The organism is Actinosynnema sp. NPDC059797 (genome assembly GCF_042732085.1).
Classification (GTDB): Bacteria; Actinomycetota; Actinomycetes; order Mycobacteriales; family Pseudonocardiaceae; genus Actinosynnema.
In genome coordinates this window covers 1-15,381 of record NZ_JBHWIE010000176.1, presented here as the reverse complement: position 1 = coordinate 15,381, position 15,381 = coordinate 1, and the positions used below count along the sequence as shown (strand labels likewise).

Annotated in this window: 18 protein-coding genes; 10 read left to right on the top strand and 8 right to left on the bottom strand. The window is 72.2% G+C overall.

The window, feature by feature from the left end; translation table 11 throughout:
• Positions 1 to 365 precede the first annotated feature (365 nt).
• The gene (locus tag ACFV4N_RS28805) at positions 366 to 944 is read right to left on the bottom strand and encodes a SigE family RNA polymerase sigma factor (protein WP_499675749.1); all 579 of its coding nucleotides are present in this window, start codon (positions 942 to 944) and stop codon (positions 366 to 368) included.
• 63 nt (positions 945 to 1,007) lie between these two features.
• On the opposite strand from ACFV4N_RS28805, the gene ACFV4N_RS28800 reads away from it, so the two are divergent.
• Entirely contained in the window at positions 1,008 to 1,289 is a 282-nt protein-coding gene (locus ACFV4N_RS28800) for a YciI family protein (protein ID WP_499675748.1), read from the top strand.
• Here ACFV4N_RS28800 and ACFV4N_RS28795 read toward each other — a convergent pair.
• Positions 1,286 to 2,140 (bottom strand): SDR family oxidoreductase, encoded by an 855-nt coding sequence (locus ACFV4N_RS28795; RefSeq protein ID WP_499675747.1) that lies wholly within the window; start codon positions 2,138 to 2,140, stop codon positions 1,286 to 1,288. The genes ACFV4N_RS28800 and ACFV4N_RS28795 overlap by 4 nt on opposite strands.
• A 65-nt stretch (positions 2,141 to 2,205) precedes the next feature.
• The gene (locus ACFV4N_RS28790) at positions 2,206 to 3,129 is read right to left on the bottom strand and encodes an aldo/keto reductase (RefSeq protein WP_499675746.1); all 924 of its coding nucleotides are present in this window, start codon (positions 3,127 to 3,129) and stop codon (positions 2,206 to 2,208) included.
• A 92-nt stretch (positions 3,130 to 3,221) separates the two neighbouring features.
• Here ACFV4N_RS28790 and ACFV4N_RS28785 point away from each other — a divergent pair, with 92 nt between their 5' ends.
• Positions 3,222 to 4,043 (top strand): LLM class F420-dependent oxidoreductase, encoded by an 822-nt coding sequence (locus ACFV4N_RS28785; RefSeq protein ID WP_499675745.1) that lies wholly within the window; start codon positions 3,222 to 3,224, stop codon positions 4,041 to 4,043.
• Here the strand turns inward: ACFV4N_RS28785 and ACFV4N_RS28780 are convergent.
• Entirely contained in the window at positions 4,040 to 4,324 is a 285-nt protein-coding gene (locus ACFV4N_RS28780; RefSeq protein WP_499675744.1) for a DUF427 domain-containing protein, read from the bottom strand. The genes ACFV4N_RS28785 and ACFV4N_RS28780 overlap by 4 nt on opposite strands.
• A gap of 94 nt (positions 4,325 to 4,418) precedes the next feature.
• Between ACFV4N_RS28780 and fbaA the strand changes: the two genes are divergently transcribed.
• Entirely contained in the window at positions 4,419 to 5,453 is a 1,035-nt protein-coding gene (fbaA, locus tag ACFV4N_RS28775) for a class II fructose-bisphosphate aldolase (RefSeq protein ID WP_499675743.1), read from the top strand.
• 54 nt (positions 5,454 to 5,507) lie between these two features.
• Here fbaA and ACFV4N_RS28770 read toward each other — a convergent pair whose 3' ends face one another.
• Positions 5,508 to 6,623 carry a hypothetical protein gene (locus tag ACFV4N_RS28770; protein ID WP_499675742.1) on the bottom strand — a complete coding sequence of 372 codons (1,116 nt, stop codon included), beginning with the start codon at positions 6,621 to 6,623 and terminating at the stop codon, positions 5,508 to 5,510.
• A gap of 293 nt (positions 6,624 to 6,916) precedes the next feature.
• On the opposite strand from ACFV4N_RS28770, the gene ACFV4N_RS28765 reads away from it, so the two are divergent.
• Positions 6,917 to 7,327, top strand: coding sequence for a DUF3151 domain-containing protein (locus ACFV4N_RS28765; RefSeq protein WP_499675741.1), 411 nt, complete (start codon positions 6,917 to 6,919; stop codon positions 7,325 to 7,327).
• Between the two features lie 5 nt (positions 7,328 to 7,332).
• On the top strand, positions 7,333 to 8,445 hold the full coding sequence (locus ACFV4N_RS28760) for an FUSC family protein (RefSeq protein ID WP_499675740.1): 1,113 nt from the start codon (positions 7,333 to 7,335) through the stop codon (positions 8,443 to 8,445).
• Here ACFV4N_RS28760 and ACFV4N_RS28755 read toward each other — a convergent pair.
• The 3 genes from ACFV4N_RS28755 to ACFV4N_RS28745 all read right to left on the bottom strand — a co-directional run bounded on the left by ACFV4N_RS28755 (position 8,426) and on the right by ACFV4N_RS28745 (position 10,109).
• Positions 8,426 to 8,674: a hypothetical protein gene (locus ACFV4N_RS28755; RefSeq protein ID WP_499675739.1), complete on the bottom strand. Its 249-nt coding sequence runs from the start codon at positions 8,672 to 8,674 to the stop codon at positions 8,426 to 8,428. The two genes, ACFV4N_RS28760 and ACFV4N_RS28755, sit on opposite strands and share 20 nt — an antisense overlap.
• A gap of 6 nt (positions 8,675 to 8,680) precedes the next feature.
• Positions 8,681 to 9,322 (bottom strand): HNH endonuclease family protein, encoded by a 642-nt coding sequence (locus tag ACFV4N_RS28750; protein WP_499675738.1) that lies wholly within the window; start codon positions 9,320 to 9,322, stop codon positions 8,681 to 8,683.
• 109 nt (positions 9,323 to 9,431) lie between these two features.
• Entirely contained in the window at positions 9,432 to 10,109 is a 678-nt protein-coding gene (locus ACFV4N_RS28745; protein WP_499675737.1) for a hypothetical protein, read from the bottom strand.
• Between the two features lie 69 nt (positions 10,110 to 10,178).
• On the opposite strand from ACFV4N_RS28745, the gene ACFV4N_RS28740 reads away from it, so the two are divergent.
• The 5 genes from ACFV4N_RS28740 (at position 10,179) to ACFV4N_RS28720 (ending at position 15,238) form a co-directional block, all read left to right on the top strand.
• The gene (locus ACFV4N_RS28740; protein ID WP_499675736.1) at positions 10,179 to 11,468 is read left to right on the top strand and encodes an adenylosuccinate synthase; all 1,290 of its coding nucleotides are present in this window, start codon (positions 10,179 to 10,181) and stop codon (positions 11,466 to 11,468) included.
• A gap of 153 nt (positions 11,469 to 11,621) precedes the next feature.
• Positions 11,622 to 12,446, top strand: coding sequence for an ABC transporter permease (locus ACFV4N_RS28735; protein WP_499675735.1), 825 nt, complete (start codon positions 11,622 to 11,624; stop codon positions 12,444 to 12,446).
• Complete coding sequence (locus ACFV4N_RS28730; protein WP_499675734.1) at positions 12,431 to 13,147, top strand: ABC transporter ATP-binding protein; 717 nt, start codon at positions 12,431 to 12,433, stop codon at positions 13,145 to 13,147. Before ACFV4N_RS28735 ends, ACFV4N_RS28730 begins: the two co-directional genes overlap by 16 nt.
• The gene (locus tag ACFV4N_RS28725; RefSeq protein ID WP_499675733.1) at positions 13,131 to 14,084 is read left to right on the top strand and encodes an ABC transporter substrate-binding protein; all 954 of its coding nucleotides are present in this window, start codon (positions 13,131 to 13,133) and stop codon (positions 14,082 to 14,084) included. The genes ACFV4N_RS28730 and ACFV4N_RS28725 overlap by 17 nt, the downstream gene beginning before the upstream one ends.
• Positions 14,081 to 15,238, top strand: coding sequence for an LLM class flavin-dependent oxidoreductase (locus ACFV4N_RS28720; protein ID WP_499675732.1), 1,158 nt, complete (start codon positions 14,081 to 14,083; stop codon positions 15,236 to 15,238). Before ACFV4N_RS28725 ends, ACFV4N_RS28720 begins: the two co-directional genes overlap by 4 nt.
• Positions 15,239 to 15,381 lie beyond the last annotated feature (143 nt).

Sequence of the window (15,381 nt, the reverse complement as noted above, 5' to 3'; positions counted from 1 at the left end):
GCAACCACCCTTGTCAAGGGGTCCGCGAAAAGCGTGCGGACCCCTTGACAAGCGCGGTAGGGCTGCGCCCAGGCCATACGGGAGAGGACGAGCGCGACTCCCCGTTTGACGCTGCGCTAACCCACCACCACCCACCCGCGTGTCCTCCACTCAGACATCGCGAGTCGTACGTTCGGGCATGGCGAGTCGTACGTTCGGGCACGTTGAGTCGTACGTTCAGAGCGCGCGAGTCGTACGTTCGGGGCGGGTGAGTTTGACGTTCGGCGCGCGTGTCATGCGTTCAAGGCTCGCGTGTCATGCGTTCGGGGCGCGCGTGTCATGCGTTCAGAGCCGGTGTGTCCTGCGTTCAGGGGGCCTGGGGTGGGCTAGCGGTTGGCCATGATCTTTTGGAGCGCGTCCAGGGCTCGGCTGGCGGTGCTCTTCACGGTGCCCTTCGAGATGCCCGTGGCCTCGGCGATCTCGGCTTCGGAGAGGTCGCCGTAGTAGCGGAGGACCAGGACCTCGCGTTGGCGCGGGGGGAGCTGGGAGAGGGCGGCCACGACGGCCTGGTGCTCGGCGGTGAGCATGGCGAGGCTTTCCGCCGAACGGGCGTTGGCCACGTGGGGCGGGGTGTAGTCGCGTGCTGTCTTGCGCCGGCGCAGGACGCTGCGGGAGCCGTTGACCACGGCGGTTCGCAGGTAGCCCACGGCGGCTTGCGCGTCCCGCAGGTTGGACCAGTGGCGGTAGAGGCCGGTGAAGGCTTCCTGGACCACGTCCTCGGCCGTGGCCGGTTCGTCCACCAGGAGGAGGGCCAGGCGCACCAGGCGCATGCGGTGCTGGCGGTAGAGGTCTTCCAGGGTCAGCGGGCCTGTGGGCGCCGGGGCCTTGCTGTCCTGGATGCGCAGGTTCGTCAGGGTGTCCTGCACGCGGGCGACGCCGCCGCTGTTCTGATCCGGACCGACCACGGGGAAGACGTTACCTGGTTGGGGGGTAGCTTCGGCGCGGCGTTGGACAACGGAGGTGGGTTGGTGGCTCGGTTCGCGGTCGAGTGGGTGTTCGGTGAGGACCAGGAGGGGCGGTTGGCGGTCCGGCCGGCGCACCGGGAGTACCTGGCGGGGCTCGTCGAGCGCGGGGTGCTGCTCGTGTCGGGGCCCTGGGAGGACCAGACGGGCGCGCTGCTGGTCTACGAGGTGGAGGACGAGGACGCGCTGCGGGAGGTGCTGGACGCCGACCCGTACACGCGCGCCGGGGTGATCGCCTCGACGCGCGTGCACGAGTGGCAGACGGTGCTGGGCGCCTGGCTCCCTTAAGGCTTCTTCGCGGCGGTGCCGCCCGGGCCCACCAGGCCTGACAGGTCGTTGGCGGCCATCTCGCGGTCGGCGGCGGGCACGAGTTTGCGCGCCTGCCGCTCGACGACCTTCGGGGTGAGCGCGCGGACCAGCTTGAGGCCGCCGACCCAGGACGGCACGTGGATCGACTTCGCGCGCCGGGTGATGCCCTTGACCACGGCCTTCCCCACGGCGGAGACCGGGTACTTCCTGCTCGCCAGGCCGGGCATGCTGTTGCGCAGGGGCCCGAACACCGGGTGCTCGTCGGCGCTGTTCACCATGTCGGTGGCGATCCAGGAGAAGTAGGCGGTGCCGACGTCCACGCCCAGGTGGCGGACCTCGGCGCGCAGGCTGTTGGCGAACGCCTCGCAGCCCGCCTTGGCGGCCGAGTAGGCGGCGTTGCCGGGGATGTGCACGATCGCGGCCAGCGACGAGACGACCAGGCAGTAGCCGCGGCTGGCGACCAGGTGCGGCAGGCACGTGCGGACCGTGCGCCAGACGCCCAGCAGGTTGACCTCGATGACCCGTTCGAACGCGTCCGGGTCCATCGAGCGGATGAAACCGGTGGCGGCGATGCCCGCGTTCGCCACCAGGACGTCGATGCCGCCGTAGTGGTCCACGACGTCGGCGATCGCGCGTTCCAGGGCTCCCCGGTCGGTGACGTCCGCCTCCCACGCCTTGCCGCCGCACTCGGCGGCCACCTCGCGCAGCCGGTCGGCTTCCAGGCCGACCAGGGCCAGCCTGGCGCCTTCGCCCGCCAGGCGTCTCGCCACTTCGGCGCCGATGCCCCTGGCCGCGCCGGTGATCACGACAACCTTGCCCGCAACGTCCACGGTGACCTCCTCAGGACTGGGGAGGTCACCGTAACGCAACTTACCGGTAGTAAGCTACTGGTCGGTTAAATTGAGTTCAGGGTGGCGACGTCCTGGTCGGTGAGGCGGAGGGTCAGGGCCGGCAGCAGGTCTTTGAGCTGGTCTTCCGTGCGGGCGCTCGCGATCGGGGAGGCCACCGTGGGCTGTGCCGCGAGCCAGGCCAGGGCCACCGCCGCCTGGGTCGTGCCGTGGGCCTCGGAGATCTCGTCCAGGGCCTCGAGGAGGCGCAGGCCGCGCTCGTCCAGGTACCGGGAGGCGGCCTGGGCGCGGACGCTGTCGACCTCGACGCCCTCGCGGTACTTGCCGGTCAGGAAGCCCTTGGCCAGGCCCCAGTAGGGGGCGGTGGACAGGCCGTGGGCCTGGACGGCGTCGCGGAGCTCGCCCTCGTAGGAGCGGTCGACGAGGTTGTATTCCTGCTGGAGGGCGACGAACGGGGCGAGGTTCTCGCGCGCGGAGACCTCCAAGGCCGAGGTGAGGCGGTCGGCGGTGTAGTTGGACGCGGCGATGTGCCGGACCTTGCCCTTGCGGACCAGCGCGTCGAACGCGGCCAGGGTCTCCGCCTGGTCGGTGCCCGGGTCGTCCTTGTGGGCGTAGTACAGGTCGATGTGGTCGACGCCCAGGCGGCGCAGCGAGTCCTCGGCGGCGCGCTCGATCGTGCCCGCCCTGAGGTCGTCCAGGCCGCGGAGCGAGCCGACCTTGGTGGCGACGACCACCCGGTCGCGGTTGCCGCGCCGGGCGAGCCACCGGCCGATGATCGTCTCGGACTCGCCGCCGGTGTGGCCCTCGGCCCACGCCGAGTAGGCGTCGGCGGTGTCGATGAAGTTGCCGCCCGCCTCGGCGTAGCCGTCGAGCACCGCGAACGAGGTCTCCTCGTCCGCGGTCCAGCCGAAGACGTTCCCGCCCAGGCAGAGGGGCGCCACGTCCAGGTCGCTGGTTCCCAGTTTCGTCATGCGGCGAACGTAGCTCCGGCGCCCGCCGACCGCCGATCGGAGCAGGCAGGACTAAAACGTGCGGCCCCGTCGTTGCTTCGACGGGAGGCGAAATGGCTGTGGAGTTGGGGCGGTACGGCGTGTGGGGCCGGGCGGACCAGTGGGTCGGCCGGGGCGAGGACGCCGCTGAGCTGGAAGAACTCGGTTACGGGGCCCTGTGGCTCGGCGGTTCGCCGGACGGGTCCGTGATCGGGACGGTCGGCGACCTGCTGGACGCGACCGGGAAGATCGCGGTGGCGACCGGGATCCTGAACGTGTGGACCACGCCCGCCGGCGAGGTCAACGACGGCTACCGCGAGCTGGCCTGGACGGACCGGTTCCTGGTCGGCATCGGGGCCGGGCACCGGGAGACCGTGGGTGAGGTCTACCACAGCCCGTACCGGAAGCTGCTCCACTACCTGGACGAGCTGGACGTGCCGCGGGACCGGCTGGCGCTGGCGGCCCTGGGGCCGCGGGTGCTGCGGCTGGCGGCGGCGCGGACGAGCGTCGCCCACCCCTACCTGGTGACGCCCGAGTACACCGCCGAGGCGCGAGAGGTCGTGGGCCGCGGGGTGGTGCTGGCGCCCGAGCAGCACGTGGTGCTGGAGGAGGACCCGGCGCGGGCCCGCGAGCTGGGCCGGGAGGCGCTGTCGTTCTACCTGGGCCTGCCCAACTACACCCGGAACTGGCTGCGGCACGGGTTCACCGAGGACGACCTGGCGGGCGGCGGCAGCGACCGGCTGGTGGACGCCCTGGTGGCCTGGGGTTCGCTCGAACGTGTCACGCGGCGGCTGCGCGAGCACCACGAGGCGGGCGCCGACCACGTGGCGGTGCAGGTGGTCGGCGCCGCCGACGCGCGGGCCGCGTACCGGGAGCTCGCGGCCGCCCTGTCCTAGTCGGAGACCTCGACGCCGCGCCAGAAGGCGATGTGGCCCTTGATCTCGGCCGCCGCCTCCTTGGGTTCCGCGTAGTACCACGCGGCGTCGGGGTTCTCCGCGCCGTCGACTTGGAGGGTGTAGTAGTTCGCCGTGCCCTTCCACGGGCACACGGTCGTCGTCTCCGACGGCCTCAGGTACTCCGCGTGAACGGATCCCGCGGGGAAGTAGTGGTTCCCCTCCACGATCCGGGTTTCGTCGCTCTCGGCGATGACCTCGCCGTTCCACCGTGCGGTCGCCATGCACCCCACTATGCCGGTGATCAACTTCTGCCGCAGGGGGTGGCCGTAGGATGCTGCCCGACACCGCGTTCCGGGCACCCGAGGAGGACCACCGATGCCCATCGCAACCCCCGAGGTCTACGCCGAGATGCTTGACCGCGCCAAGGCGAACGAGTTCGCCTACCCCGCGATCAACGTCACCTCGTCCGAGACCCTCAACGCGGCGCTGCGCGGCTTCGCGGAGGCAGAGAGCGACGGGATCATCCAGGTCTCGACCGGTGGTGCGGAGTTCGCCTCCGGCACCAAGGTCAAGGACATGGTGACCGGCGCGGTCGCGCTCGCCGAGTTCGCGCACGTGGTCGCCGAGAAGTACCCGGTGAACATCGCGCTGCACACCGACCACTGCCCCAAGGACAAGCTGGACGGCTACGTCCGCCCGCTGGTCGCGATCAGCCAGGAGCGGGTGGACCGGGGTCAGAACCCGCTGTTCCAGTCGCACATGTGGGACGGCTCGGCCGTGCCGCTGGACGAGAACCTGAAGATCGCCTCGGAGCTGCTCGACCTCACCGCCAAGGCGAAGATCATCCTGGAGATCGAGGTCGGCGTCGTGGGCGGCGAGGAGGACGGCGTCGCGCACGAGATCAACGAGAAGCTCTACACCTCCCCCGAGGACTACCTGAAGACGGTGGAGGCGCTGGGCGCCGGCGAGAAGGGCCGCTACCTGGTGGCGGCGACGTTCGGCAACGTGCACGGCGTCTACAAGCCGGGCAACGTGAAGCTGCGCCCCGAGATCCTCAAGCAGGGTCAGGACGTGGTGGCCGAGAAGCTGGGCCTGCCCGCCGGCTCGAAGCCGTTCGACCTGGTCTTCCACGGCGGCTCCGGCTCGCTGCTGGAGGAGATCCACGAGGCCGTGTCCTACGGCGTCATCAAGATGAACATCGACACGGACACGCAGTACGCGTTCACCCGTCCGATCGTGGGTCACTTCTTCCAGAACTACGACGGCGTGCTGAAGGTGGACGGCGAGGTCGGCAACAAGAAGGCCTACGACCCGCGGTCCTACCTCAAGGCCGCCGAGCAGGGCATGGCCGCCCGCATCGCCCAGGCGTGCGAGCACCTGAAGTCGTCCGGCCGCATGATCGCCGGCTGACGTCCTCACCGCGACGGCCCCTCCGGACCAGGTCCGGAGGGGCCGTTCCGCGTGTCAGGCCGCGACCGGGGGCCGTTTCGCCGCCCGGGACGTGACGCGGTCGGCCGCCACCCACAGCGCGGCCAGCACCAGGAACGTCGCGACGGCCGACGGGTAGGAGATCGGCGGCGCCGCGTCGAGGGACTGCTGGGCCCAGATCCCGCCGTAGCCGAGGCCGGTGACGGCGGCCGCCCCGAGTGCGGCGGCGAGCGGCGCGGGCACCCGGCCCAGGTGGGCGACGTCCACGGCCAGGCCGATGAGCAGCAGGAACAGCGGCACGGCGGACAGCGGGAAGTCCGCGCCCGCGAGCAGCGGCCAGATCAGGCAGCGGTAGGCGACGTAGGCGCCGGCCACGGCGGTCGCGGCCCAGCGCCGGTCGAGGGTGCGGCGGGCCAGGACGAGCACCAGGGCGGCCGCCACCAGGCCCCACACGGGGTACACCCAGTCCGCGATGGGCAGCGAGAACTGCACCACGGCCTCGCGGTCGACCGCCCGGCCGATCTGGTCCGCGGCGAACTGGAGCAGGATCGGCTCGGCGTACGGGTCGCCGCGGTCCCACGAGGCGATCTCCAGCACCCCGTACTCCTGGTGCTGGTTGGGGAACCAGGCGTTCTCCAGGAAGAAGAACCACAGCGCGGCCAGGCCCGGGACCCTCCAGCGGTCCGCCGGGTAGTGCTGCCGCCAGCCCCTGATGGCGCCCGCGAGCATGATCGCCGTGCCCAGGTAGAGCAGGGCGTGCGAGCCGCTCCACGACGTGATGTCCAGGCCGTTGACCCGGTGGTTGATCAGGTCGATCGGCAGCGCCACCAGGAACACGCCGGTGCCCCACTGCATCAGGCGCAGGGCCCTCTTGTCCGCCCCGTAGCCGGTGTAGGTGTGGAAGAGCGTGAGCCCGACCACGAGCAGCGTGCCCAGCGTGTTGATCATGTGTGGCGGCGCCAGCTCGTCCCGCAGCCACTTGAAGTGCCAGGCCACGTCCCACGACGAGCCGAGCAGCTTGAGCAGCAGGCCGAGCAGCCACAGCCGGTACAGCGCCGCGGCCAGGTCGGCGGGCGTGTCCCGGCCCGGTTCGCCGCGTTCCCAGTAGAGGTCGCGGTAGCGCGCGACCCGGTCAACAACCGCCGTCTTCACCTGCCCATGATGGGGTGCGGTCCGGACCACCGGAAGGGTGGTATCCCCCGGTTTTCCGCCGCCGCCCCTTAGGGGGACGATCGGTGAGCAGGGGATTTCGCACAGTTCCTGCTCCACCGGGTGACGGGCGTTGCTCCGAGTGCCCGAAGGGGGCAGGGTGCGGGAGCCGAGAGTCCGCCGAGAGCACCCGGGAGTGGATCAGATGGGCAAGAAGGTCGTGGCCGGCGTCGTCGCGTCGGCGATGGTGCTGGCACTGGTCGCTGCCGCCGCGTCGGTCTTCCTATCCTGACCGCATGGAGAACCTGCTCGGTGGTCCCGAACCCACGCTGCTGCCCGACCGGCCCGAGGCTCAAGCCGCGGCCGAGGCGGGCACCGACCCCGCCAAGATCGTGCGCGCCTACCCCGACTTCAGCGAGGCGTGGGCGCTGCTCGCGGAGCGGGCGCTCCAGGCGGGCGACCCGGTCGCGGCCTACGCCTACGCGCGCACCGGCTACCACCGCGGGCTGGACCAGCTGCGCCGCTCGGGCTGGCGCGGGCACGGCCCGGTGCCGTGGTCGCACCGCCCCAACCAGGGCTTCCTGCGCGCGCTGGCCGCGCTGGCCCGTGCCGCCGACGAGATCGGCGAGAGCGAGGAGCACGAGCGCTGCCGGCAGTTCCTCGCCGACAGCGACCCCGCCGCGCCCGCCGCGCTCGGCCTGAGCTGACGCGCGTGGTCGAGGTGCGCGCCGAGGTGGCGCGCAGGCTCCAGCGGTGGCGGAGCACGGCCCTGCCGATCGCGCAGGCCGCGCTCGCCGCCGGGCTGTCGTGGCTGGTCGCCACCGAGGTGGTCGGGCACGCGCACCCGTTCTTCGCGCCCATCGCCGCGGTCGTCTGCCTGGGCGTGTCGCTCGGGCAGCGGCTGCGGCGGGTGGTGGAGCTGGTCGTCGGCGTCGCGGTCGGCATCGGCGTCGGCGACGTGCTGATCTCCCTCATCGGCTCGGGGCCGTGGCAGATCGCGCTGGTGGTGGCGCTGGCGATGTCCTCGGCGGTGCTGCTGGACGGCGGCGCGGTGATCGCCCTCCAGGCCGGGTCGTCGGCGGTGCTGGTGGCGACCCTGCTGCCGCCCAGCGCGGGCGGCGGGCTGGACCGCATGGTCGACGCGCTGGTCGGCGGCCTGGTCGGGCTGGCGGTGACGGCGCTGCTGCCCGCGAACCCGCTGACCGTGGCGCACCGGCAGGCGAAGGTGGTGTTCGGCGAGCTGACCGCCGCGCTGCGCGGCGTGGCCACGGCCGTGGCCGAGCGGGACGCCTCGCAGGCGGCCGGCGTGCTGGCGCGGCTGCGGGACAGCCAGGAGGCGGTGAACGAGTTCAGGTCGGCGCTCAAGACCGGCGGCGAGATCGCCGCCATCGCGCCGATCCGCTGGCGCAGCAGGCACGACCTGGGCCGCTACGAGACGGCCGCCGCGCCGCTGGACTACGCGCTGCGCAACACGCGCGTGCTGGCCCGGCGGGCGCTGGCGGCCCTGCGCGACGGCGAGCAGGCGCCGGAGGTGCTGCCCGGCGTGCTGCGGGAGTACGCGGCGGCGGTGGACCTGCTGCGCACCGAGCTGGGGCGCGGCGAGGAGCCGAAGCGGGCGCGGACCGCGGTGTGCGAGGCGGCGCGGGCGACCACGCAGCAGCTCGGCGGCGAGGGCTTCTCGACCCGGGTGGTGCTGGCGCAGGTGCGGTCGGTGGCCGTGGACCTGCTCCAGGCCACCGGCCTGTCGCGGGCCGAGGCGGCGGAGTCGTTGCCGCCCCTGACCCGCGGGGGCGGCAACGGCGACGTCAGCCCTCCGGCCGGTTGAGCACGCCGAGCAGCACCTCGTGCACGGCGTCCTGGTCGCGCGGGTCGGCCAGCCGGCACGAGGCGCCGGTGACGGCGTACCACTCCTCCGCGCCCTCGTAGCGCACCAGGGCGCGCAGCACCCCGTCCTCCAGGGTGGTGCGCAGCTCCAGGTCGCCGGTCACCACGCCGACCTCGTCGGTCATCACGCCGCCTGGTCCGGCCACGAAGGGGGAAGAGCGGTCAGCCATCGGTCATCAGCACCTTCCGAGCATGCTCTGGAGTGCGGACTTCTCCGCGGAGTTCACCGTCAAACCCCAGCGGTACTTGGTCCGCGTCCACATCTTGGCGTAGGTGCACCAGTAGGAGGTGGCCGGCGGCTTCCACAGGGCGGGGTCCTGGTCGCCCTTGGCCTGGTTGACGTTGTCGGTGACCGCGATCAGCTGCGGCCCGGCCAGGTCGTTGGCGAACTGCTCGCGCCGAGCCGTGGTCCAGCCCGACGCGCCCGAGCGCCACGCCTCGGCCAGCGGCACGACGTGGTCGATGTCCACGTCGGACGCGGCGCTCCAGGTCGCGCCGTCGTACGGGCTGTACCAGCGGCCGGACGTGGCGGCGCAGGAGGAGTCGGTGACCACGTTCGTGCCGTCGCGCTTGAGCACCTGCTCCCGGGTGTTGCAGGCGCCCGAGACGGTGCTCCAGTGCGGGAACTTGTCCCGGGAGTACCCGGAGGTGGACCCCTCGGAGGCCACGGTGAGCGCGTTCAGCTCCGCCTGGGCGGTGCTCGCGCTCGGGATGCCCGGCGGGGTCGCCAGGGCGGGGGTGGCCAGGCTCAGGGTCAGCGCACCAGCCAGGAGCAGGGAGGCAGTCGAGAATCGCGCGGCCTTGTTAACCGTTGACATAATTCCGACCTTCCTAGTTGGAAGCTGTCGGAACCCACCCTGGTGCGATTCTCCTTCCGCCACAACGCTTCCAGGTGACACTCCTGTGTCCGAGGGGGAAATTCCTCCGTCACCGCACCCCGCGGACCAGTCGCAGGTCCTCCGTGTGGCGGTACCAGGTCCACTTGCCCATCGGGCGCGGGTGCGGCACGCCGTCCGAGGTCACCTCCACCGGCAGGCAGCCCAGCTGGAACGCGCGGGCCGGCGTCGTGGTCACGCGCCGCCCGAGCAGCCTCTTGGTGATCACGTGCACGAGCAGGCCGGGCCCGCTGCCCGGGTCCGGGGTCACCTCGATCCGGCTCGCCTGCCCGCGCAGCACCACCGTGTCGTCGCCGTAGCCGACGCCGCGCACCGGGCCCAGCGAACCCCGGCCGACGAGCACGCCGCCCACGTCGTTGCGCACCAGCGACACCCGGTCGGGATCGCCCGACAGGGCGAGGTCGAGCGCGCGGCCCGGGTCGGTCGGCAGGCCCCACAGCTCGGCCACCGCCGAGTCCCGGTCCACCGGCACGTAGCCCACGGGCACGTCGGCGAGCTGCTCGGTGCGCAGCAGCCGCAGCGCCACGGCGTTGAGGTCGGCGTCCGTGCCGTGCACGACGAGACGTCCGTCACCCAGGTCGGCGAGCACCGGGTCCACCTCGTCCTTGCCGGGCCTCGCCCCGACCTGGCGAACCTCGAACCGGTCACCGTCGGTCACCACTGGCGACTGCGGGTTTCCGCAGGCCAACACGATTCCGCGCACCTTCATCTCCTGGGCTACGCTCGACCACCGGCATTCGCTCTTGCCAACACCGTCCGTTCGACCTTGGAGTTTCACATGCCGGCCGTAGTGCTGATCGGCGCCCAGTGGGGCGATGAGGGCAAGGGCAAGGCGACCGACCTGCTCGGTGACCGCGTCCAGTGGGTCGTCCGCTACCAGGGTGGCAACAACGCCGGTCACACCGTGGTGCTGCCCGACGGGCAGAAGTTCGCCCTGCACCTCATCCCGTCCGGCATCCTCACGCCGGGCGTGACCAGCGTCATCGGCAACGGCGTCGTGGTCGACCCGGGCGTGCTGCTCGAGGAGGTGGCTGGGCTGGACGCGCAGGGCGTGGACACCAGCCGGCTGATCATCTCCGCCGACGCGCACCTGATCATGCCCTACCACGTGGCCATCGATAAGGTCACCGAGCGCTACCTGGGCAAGGCGAAGATCGGCACCACCGGCCGCGGCATCGGGCCCTGCTACCAGGACAAGATCGCCCGCGTCGGCGTCCGCGCCCAGGACCTGCTCGACGAGAAGATCCTGCGGCAGAAGGTCGAGGCCGCGCTGGACTTCAAGAACCAGGTGCTGGTCAAGGTCTACAACCGCAAGGCGCTCGACCCCGACCAGGTCGTGGACAGCGTGCTGGAGCACGGCTCGAAGTTCGCCGACCGGATCGCCGACACCCGGCTGCTGCTCAACCAGGCGCTGGAACGCGGCGAGACCGTGCTGCTGGAGGGCTCGCAGGGCACGCTGCTCGACGTGGACCACGGCACCTACCCGTTCGTGACCTCGTCCAACCCGACCTCGGGCGGCGCGTCGGCGGGCTCGGGCATCGGGCCGACGAAGATCACCACGGTCATCGGCATCCTCAAGGCCTACACCACGCGCGTGGGCTCCGGGCCGTTCCCGACCGAGCTGAACGACGACATGGGCGAGCACCTGCGCAAGACCGGCGGCGAGTTCGGCGTCACCACGGGCCGCTCGCGGCGCACCGGCTGGTTCGACGCGGTGATCGCCCGCTACGCGGCGCGCGTCAACGGCATCACCGACTACTTCCTCACCAAGCTGGACGTGCTGTCCGGCCTGGAGAAGGTGCCGGTGTGCGTGGGCTACACGATCGACGGCACGCGGGTCGACGAGATGCCGATGACGCAGACCGACGTGCACCACGCCGTGCCGGTGTACGAGGAGCTGCCGGGCTGGTTCGAGGACATCAGCCACTGCCGCACGTTCGAGGAGCTGCCCGCCAACGCCCGCGCCTACGTCGAGCACCTGGAGGAGATCTCCGGCGCCCGGATGTCGGCCATCGGCGTCGGCCCCGGTCGCGACCAGACGATCGTGCGCCACGACATGTTGGGCTGAGCTTTCCCCGACAAGTGCCTCCGACCCCTATCAAATGGGGGTCGGAGGCACTTTCACAATTCGGGACGCGTTGACTTCTCTCTCCCACCGACGAAAACTCGGACCCGCTGATCAGCGCCGATAGTCCGTGTTTCCGGTCCGCTGGGAGAAATCGTGTCGATTTCCACCGCGGGTGTCGTCGCGCGCCCAGAGATATCCGAAACCGCGCGGGCACCCGTCACGAAGAAGAGGAAGCTGCCCGACCTCCGCCGCTGGCTCAGCCCGATCGGGCTGGTCGTGCTGTGGCAGGTGGCCGGCAGCACCGGCGTGCTGCCGGAGGACAAGCTCGCCTCGCCGCTGACGGTCTTCCGGTCCGCCTACGAGTTGATCCTCGACGGTCAGCTGGTGGACGCGTTCCTGGTCTCCCTCGGCCGGGTCGCGGTCGGGTTCCTCATCGGCGGGGTCATCGGCTCGGTGCTGGGCCTGGTGTCCGGCCTGTCCCGGTGGGGCGAGCGGCTGCTCGACCCGCCCGTGCAGATGCTGCGTACGCTGCCGCACCTCGGCCTGATCCCGCTGTTCATCGTGTGGTTCGGCATCGGCGAGGAGCCGAAGCTGGCGCTGGTCGCGGCGGGCGTAGCGTTCCCGCTGTACCTGAACCTGCACGCGGGCATCCGGCAGACCGACCAGGCGCTGCTCGACGCCGCCCGCGTGCTCGGCTACACCCGGTTCGAGCGGGTGGTGCACGTCGTGCTGCCGTCCGCCGTGCCGCAGACGCTGGTGGGCCTGCGGATCGCGCTGGGCACGGCGTGGCTGTCGCTGATCGTCGGCGAGCAGGTCAACGCCGACGCTGGCATCGGCTACCTGATCAACAACGCCCGCGAGTTCCTGCGCACCGACGTCGTCGTGGTGGGCCTGGTGGTCTACGCGCTGCTCGGGCTGACCACGGACGCGCTGGTGCGCGCGCTGGAGAGGAAGGTGCTGCGGTGGCGGGCGCGGTGAGCATCCGGGGCCTGGTCAAGGAGTTCGGGCCGCGGCGCGTGCTCGACGGCCTGGACCTGGAGGTCGCGCCCGGCGAGTTCGTGGCGCTGCTCGGGCGCAGCGGCTGCGGGAAGTCCACGCTGCTGCGCGTCCTGGCCGGGCTGGACCCGGACGTCGGCGGCGCGTTCTCGGTGCCCGACAAGGTGTCCGTCGCGTTCCAGCAGCCGAGGCTGCTGCCGTGGCGGAAGGTGTGGCGCAACATCTCGCTGGGGCTGCGGGACGCCGGCCGCGGGAAGGGTTGGCAGCGGGCGGTGGCGGAGAAGGCGCTGGCCGAGGTGCGGCTGGCCGACCACGCCGACGCGTGGCCGCTGACCCTGTCCGGCGGCGAGGCGCAGCGCGTGTCGCTGGCGCGGGCGCTGGTGCGCGAACCCGAGCTGCTGCTGCTCGACGAGCCGTTCGGCGCGCTGGACGCGCTGACCCGCTCGGCGATGCACCGGCTGGTGGAGCAGCTGTGGCGCGAGCACCGGCCCGCGGTGCTGTTCGTGACGCACGACGTGGACGAGGCCCTGCTGCTGGCCGACCGCGTCGTCGTGCTCGACCGGGGCCGGATCGTGGCCGAGCACCGCGTCGACCTGCCGCGACCGCGGCGCCGCGCGTCCTTCGCGGACCAGCGCCTGGAAATCCTCTCCGACCTGGGGGTCAACGATGCGGAAGCTGCTTAGCGCCCTGACCGCCGCCGTCCTGGTGCTGACCGGGTGCGGCGGTTCCGACGAGTCGTCGGGCGGCGCGGTCGTGCTCAGGGTGGGCGACCAGAAGGGCGGCGCGAAGGCGCTGCTCACCGCCGCCGGGCTGCTCGACGACTTCCCGCACGAGATCGAGTGGTCGACGTTCACGTCCGGGCCGCCGCTGCTGGAGGCCGCGTCCGCGGGCGCGATCGACATCGGCGCGGTCGGCAACACGCCGCCGATCTTCGCCGCCGCGGCCAACGCCAAGATCGCCGCCGTCTACTCGGCTCAGGGGAGCGTGGAGGGCGACGCGCTCCTCGTGCCCGCCGACTCGCCGCTGAAGTCCGTGGAGGACCTCAGGGGCAAGAGCATCGCGGTGGCCAAGGGCAGCTCCGCGCACGGCCAGGTCCTGCTGACCCTCGCGACCGAGGGCCTGACCACGAAGGACGTGACGCTGAACTTCCTCCAGCCGTCCGACGCCTACTCGGCGTTCACCCAGAAGCGCGTCGACGCGTGGGCCGTGTGGGACCCCTACACCGCCCAGGCGCAGCTGGAGGCGAACGCGCGGGTGCTCACCGACGGTCGCGGCAAGTCCAACGGCTACACCTTCCAGGTGGCCGGGCGCGCCGCGCTGGCCGACCCGGGCAAGGAAGCCGCGATCAGGGAGCTGGTCAAGCGGTACGCGCGCGCCCAGCGGTGGGCCGACGAGCACCGCGAGGAGTGGGCCGCGACGTGGGCCGCCGAGACCGGGCTGAAGGTCGAGGTGGCGCGCAAGGCCGTCGAGCGCGGCGGCGACCTGCCGGTGCCGCTCGACGACACCGTGATCGCCTCCGAGCAGGAGCTGGCCGACGCGTTCACCGCGGACGGCGCGCTGCCCGGCAAGGTCGAGTTCGAGGACTTCGTCGACACCCGCTTCCAGGGGGAGCTGTCATGAGCGTCGTGCTGCACTGGTTCCTGCCCACCTCCGGCGACGGCCGGACGGTCGTGGAGCGCTTCCACGCCAACCGCTCGCTCGGCGCCGCCGCCGCCCGGGACCCCGACATCGACTACCTGGCGCAGATCGCGCAGGCCGCCGAGCGCAACGGCTTCGAGGGCGTGCTCACGCCGACCGGCACGTGGTGCGAGGACGCCTGGCTGACCACGGCGGCGCTGATCGCCCGGACCACGACGCTGAAGTTCCTCGTCGCGTTCCGGCCCGGGGTGGTCTCGCCGACCCTGGCCGCCCAGATGGCGGCCACCTACCAGCGGATCTCGCGGGGCAGGCTGCTGCTCAACGTGGTGACCGGCGGCGACGAGGTCGAGCAGCGCCGGTTCGGCGACTGGCTCGACCACGACCGGCGGTACGCGCGGACCGACGAGTTCCTGCACGTCGTGCGCGCCGTGTGGTCCGGCAGGCCGGTCGACTTCGCCGGGGAGCACTACCGGGTGGAGGGCGCCACCCTGCTGGGCGCGCCGGACCCGGTGCCGCCGATCTACTTCGGCGGCTCGTCGGACGCGGCGCTGCCGGTCGCGGCCAGGCGCGCGGACGTCTACCTGACGTGGGGCGAACCCCCGGCGCAGGTGGCCGAGAAGATCGGCCGGGTGCGGGAGCTGGCGGGCGACCGCCCGATCCGCTTCGGCGTCCGGCTGCACACCATCAGCCGCGACACCTCGGCCGAGGCGTGGCGGGAGGCGGAGAAGCTGCTGGAAGCGCTCGACCCGGTCCAGGTGGCGCGGGCGCAGGAGCAGCTGCGGGCGTCGCAGTCGGTGGGCCAGCAGCGCATGGTCGCCCTGCACGGCGGTGACCTGTCGAAGGGCGTGCGGGGGCTGGAGGTGCACCCCGGCCTGTGGGCCGGCATCGGCCTCGTGCGCGGCGGCGCGGGCACGGCGCTGGTCGGCAGCCACGAGGAGGTGGCGGACCTGGTCGAGGAGTACCACGCGCTGGGCGTGGAGGAGTTCGTCCTGTCCGGCTACCCGCACCTGGAGGAGGCGTTCTGGTTCGGCGAGGGCGTGCGGCCGATCCTGGCGCGGCGCGGGTTGCTGCGGCAGCCGGGCGTCGAGGCCGAGGTGCCGGCGGCGCGCGGGGCCGTGTCGGTCGAGGGGTCCTGAGCCGGTCCGGGGCCGAGGGCGCGCGGCGGTCGCGGAGTCGACGGGGGGGCCCCCCCGGAGCCCGGGGGGCCCCCCGCCGCCGGTGGAACCGGCGGCCGGTGGGGGGTCCACGGCGGGGTGCGGGGTTTAGGGGAAAAACCCCA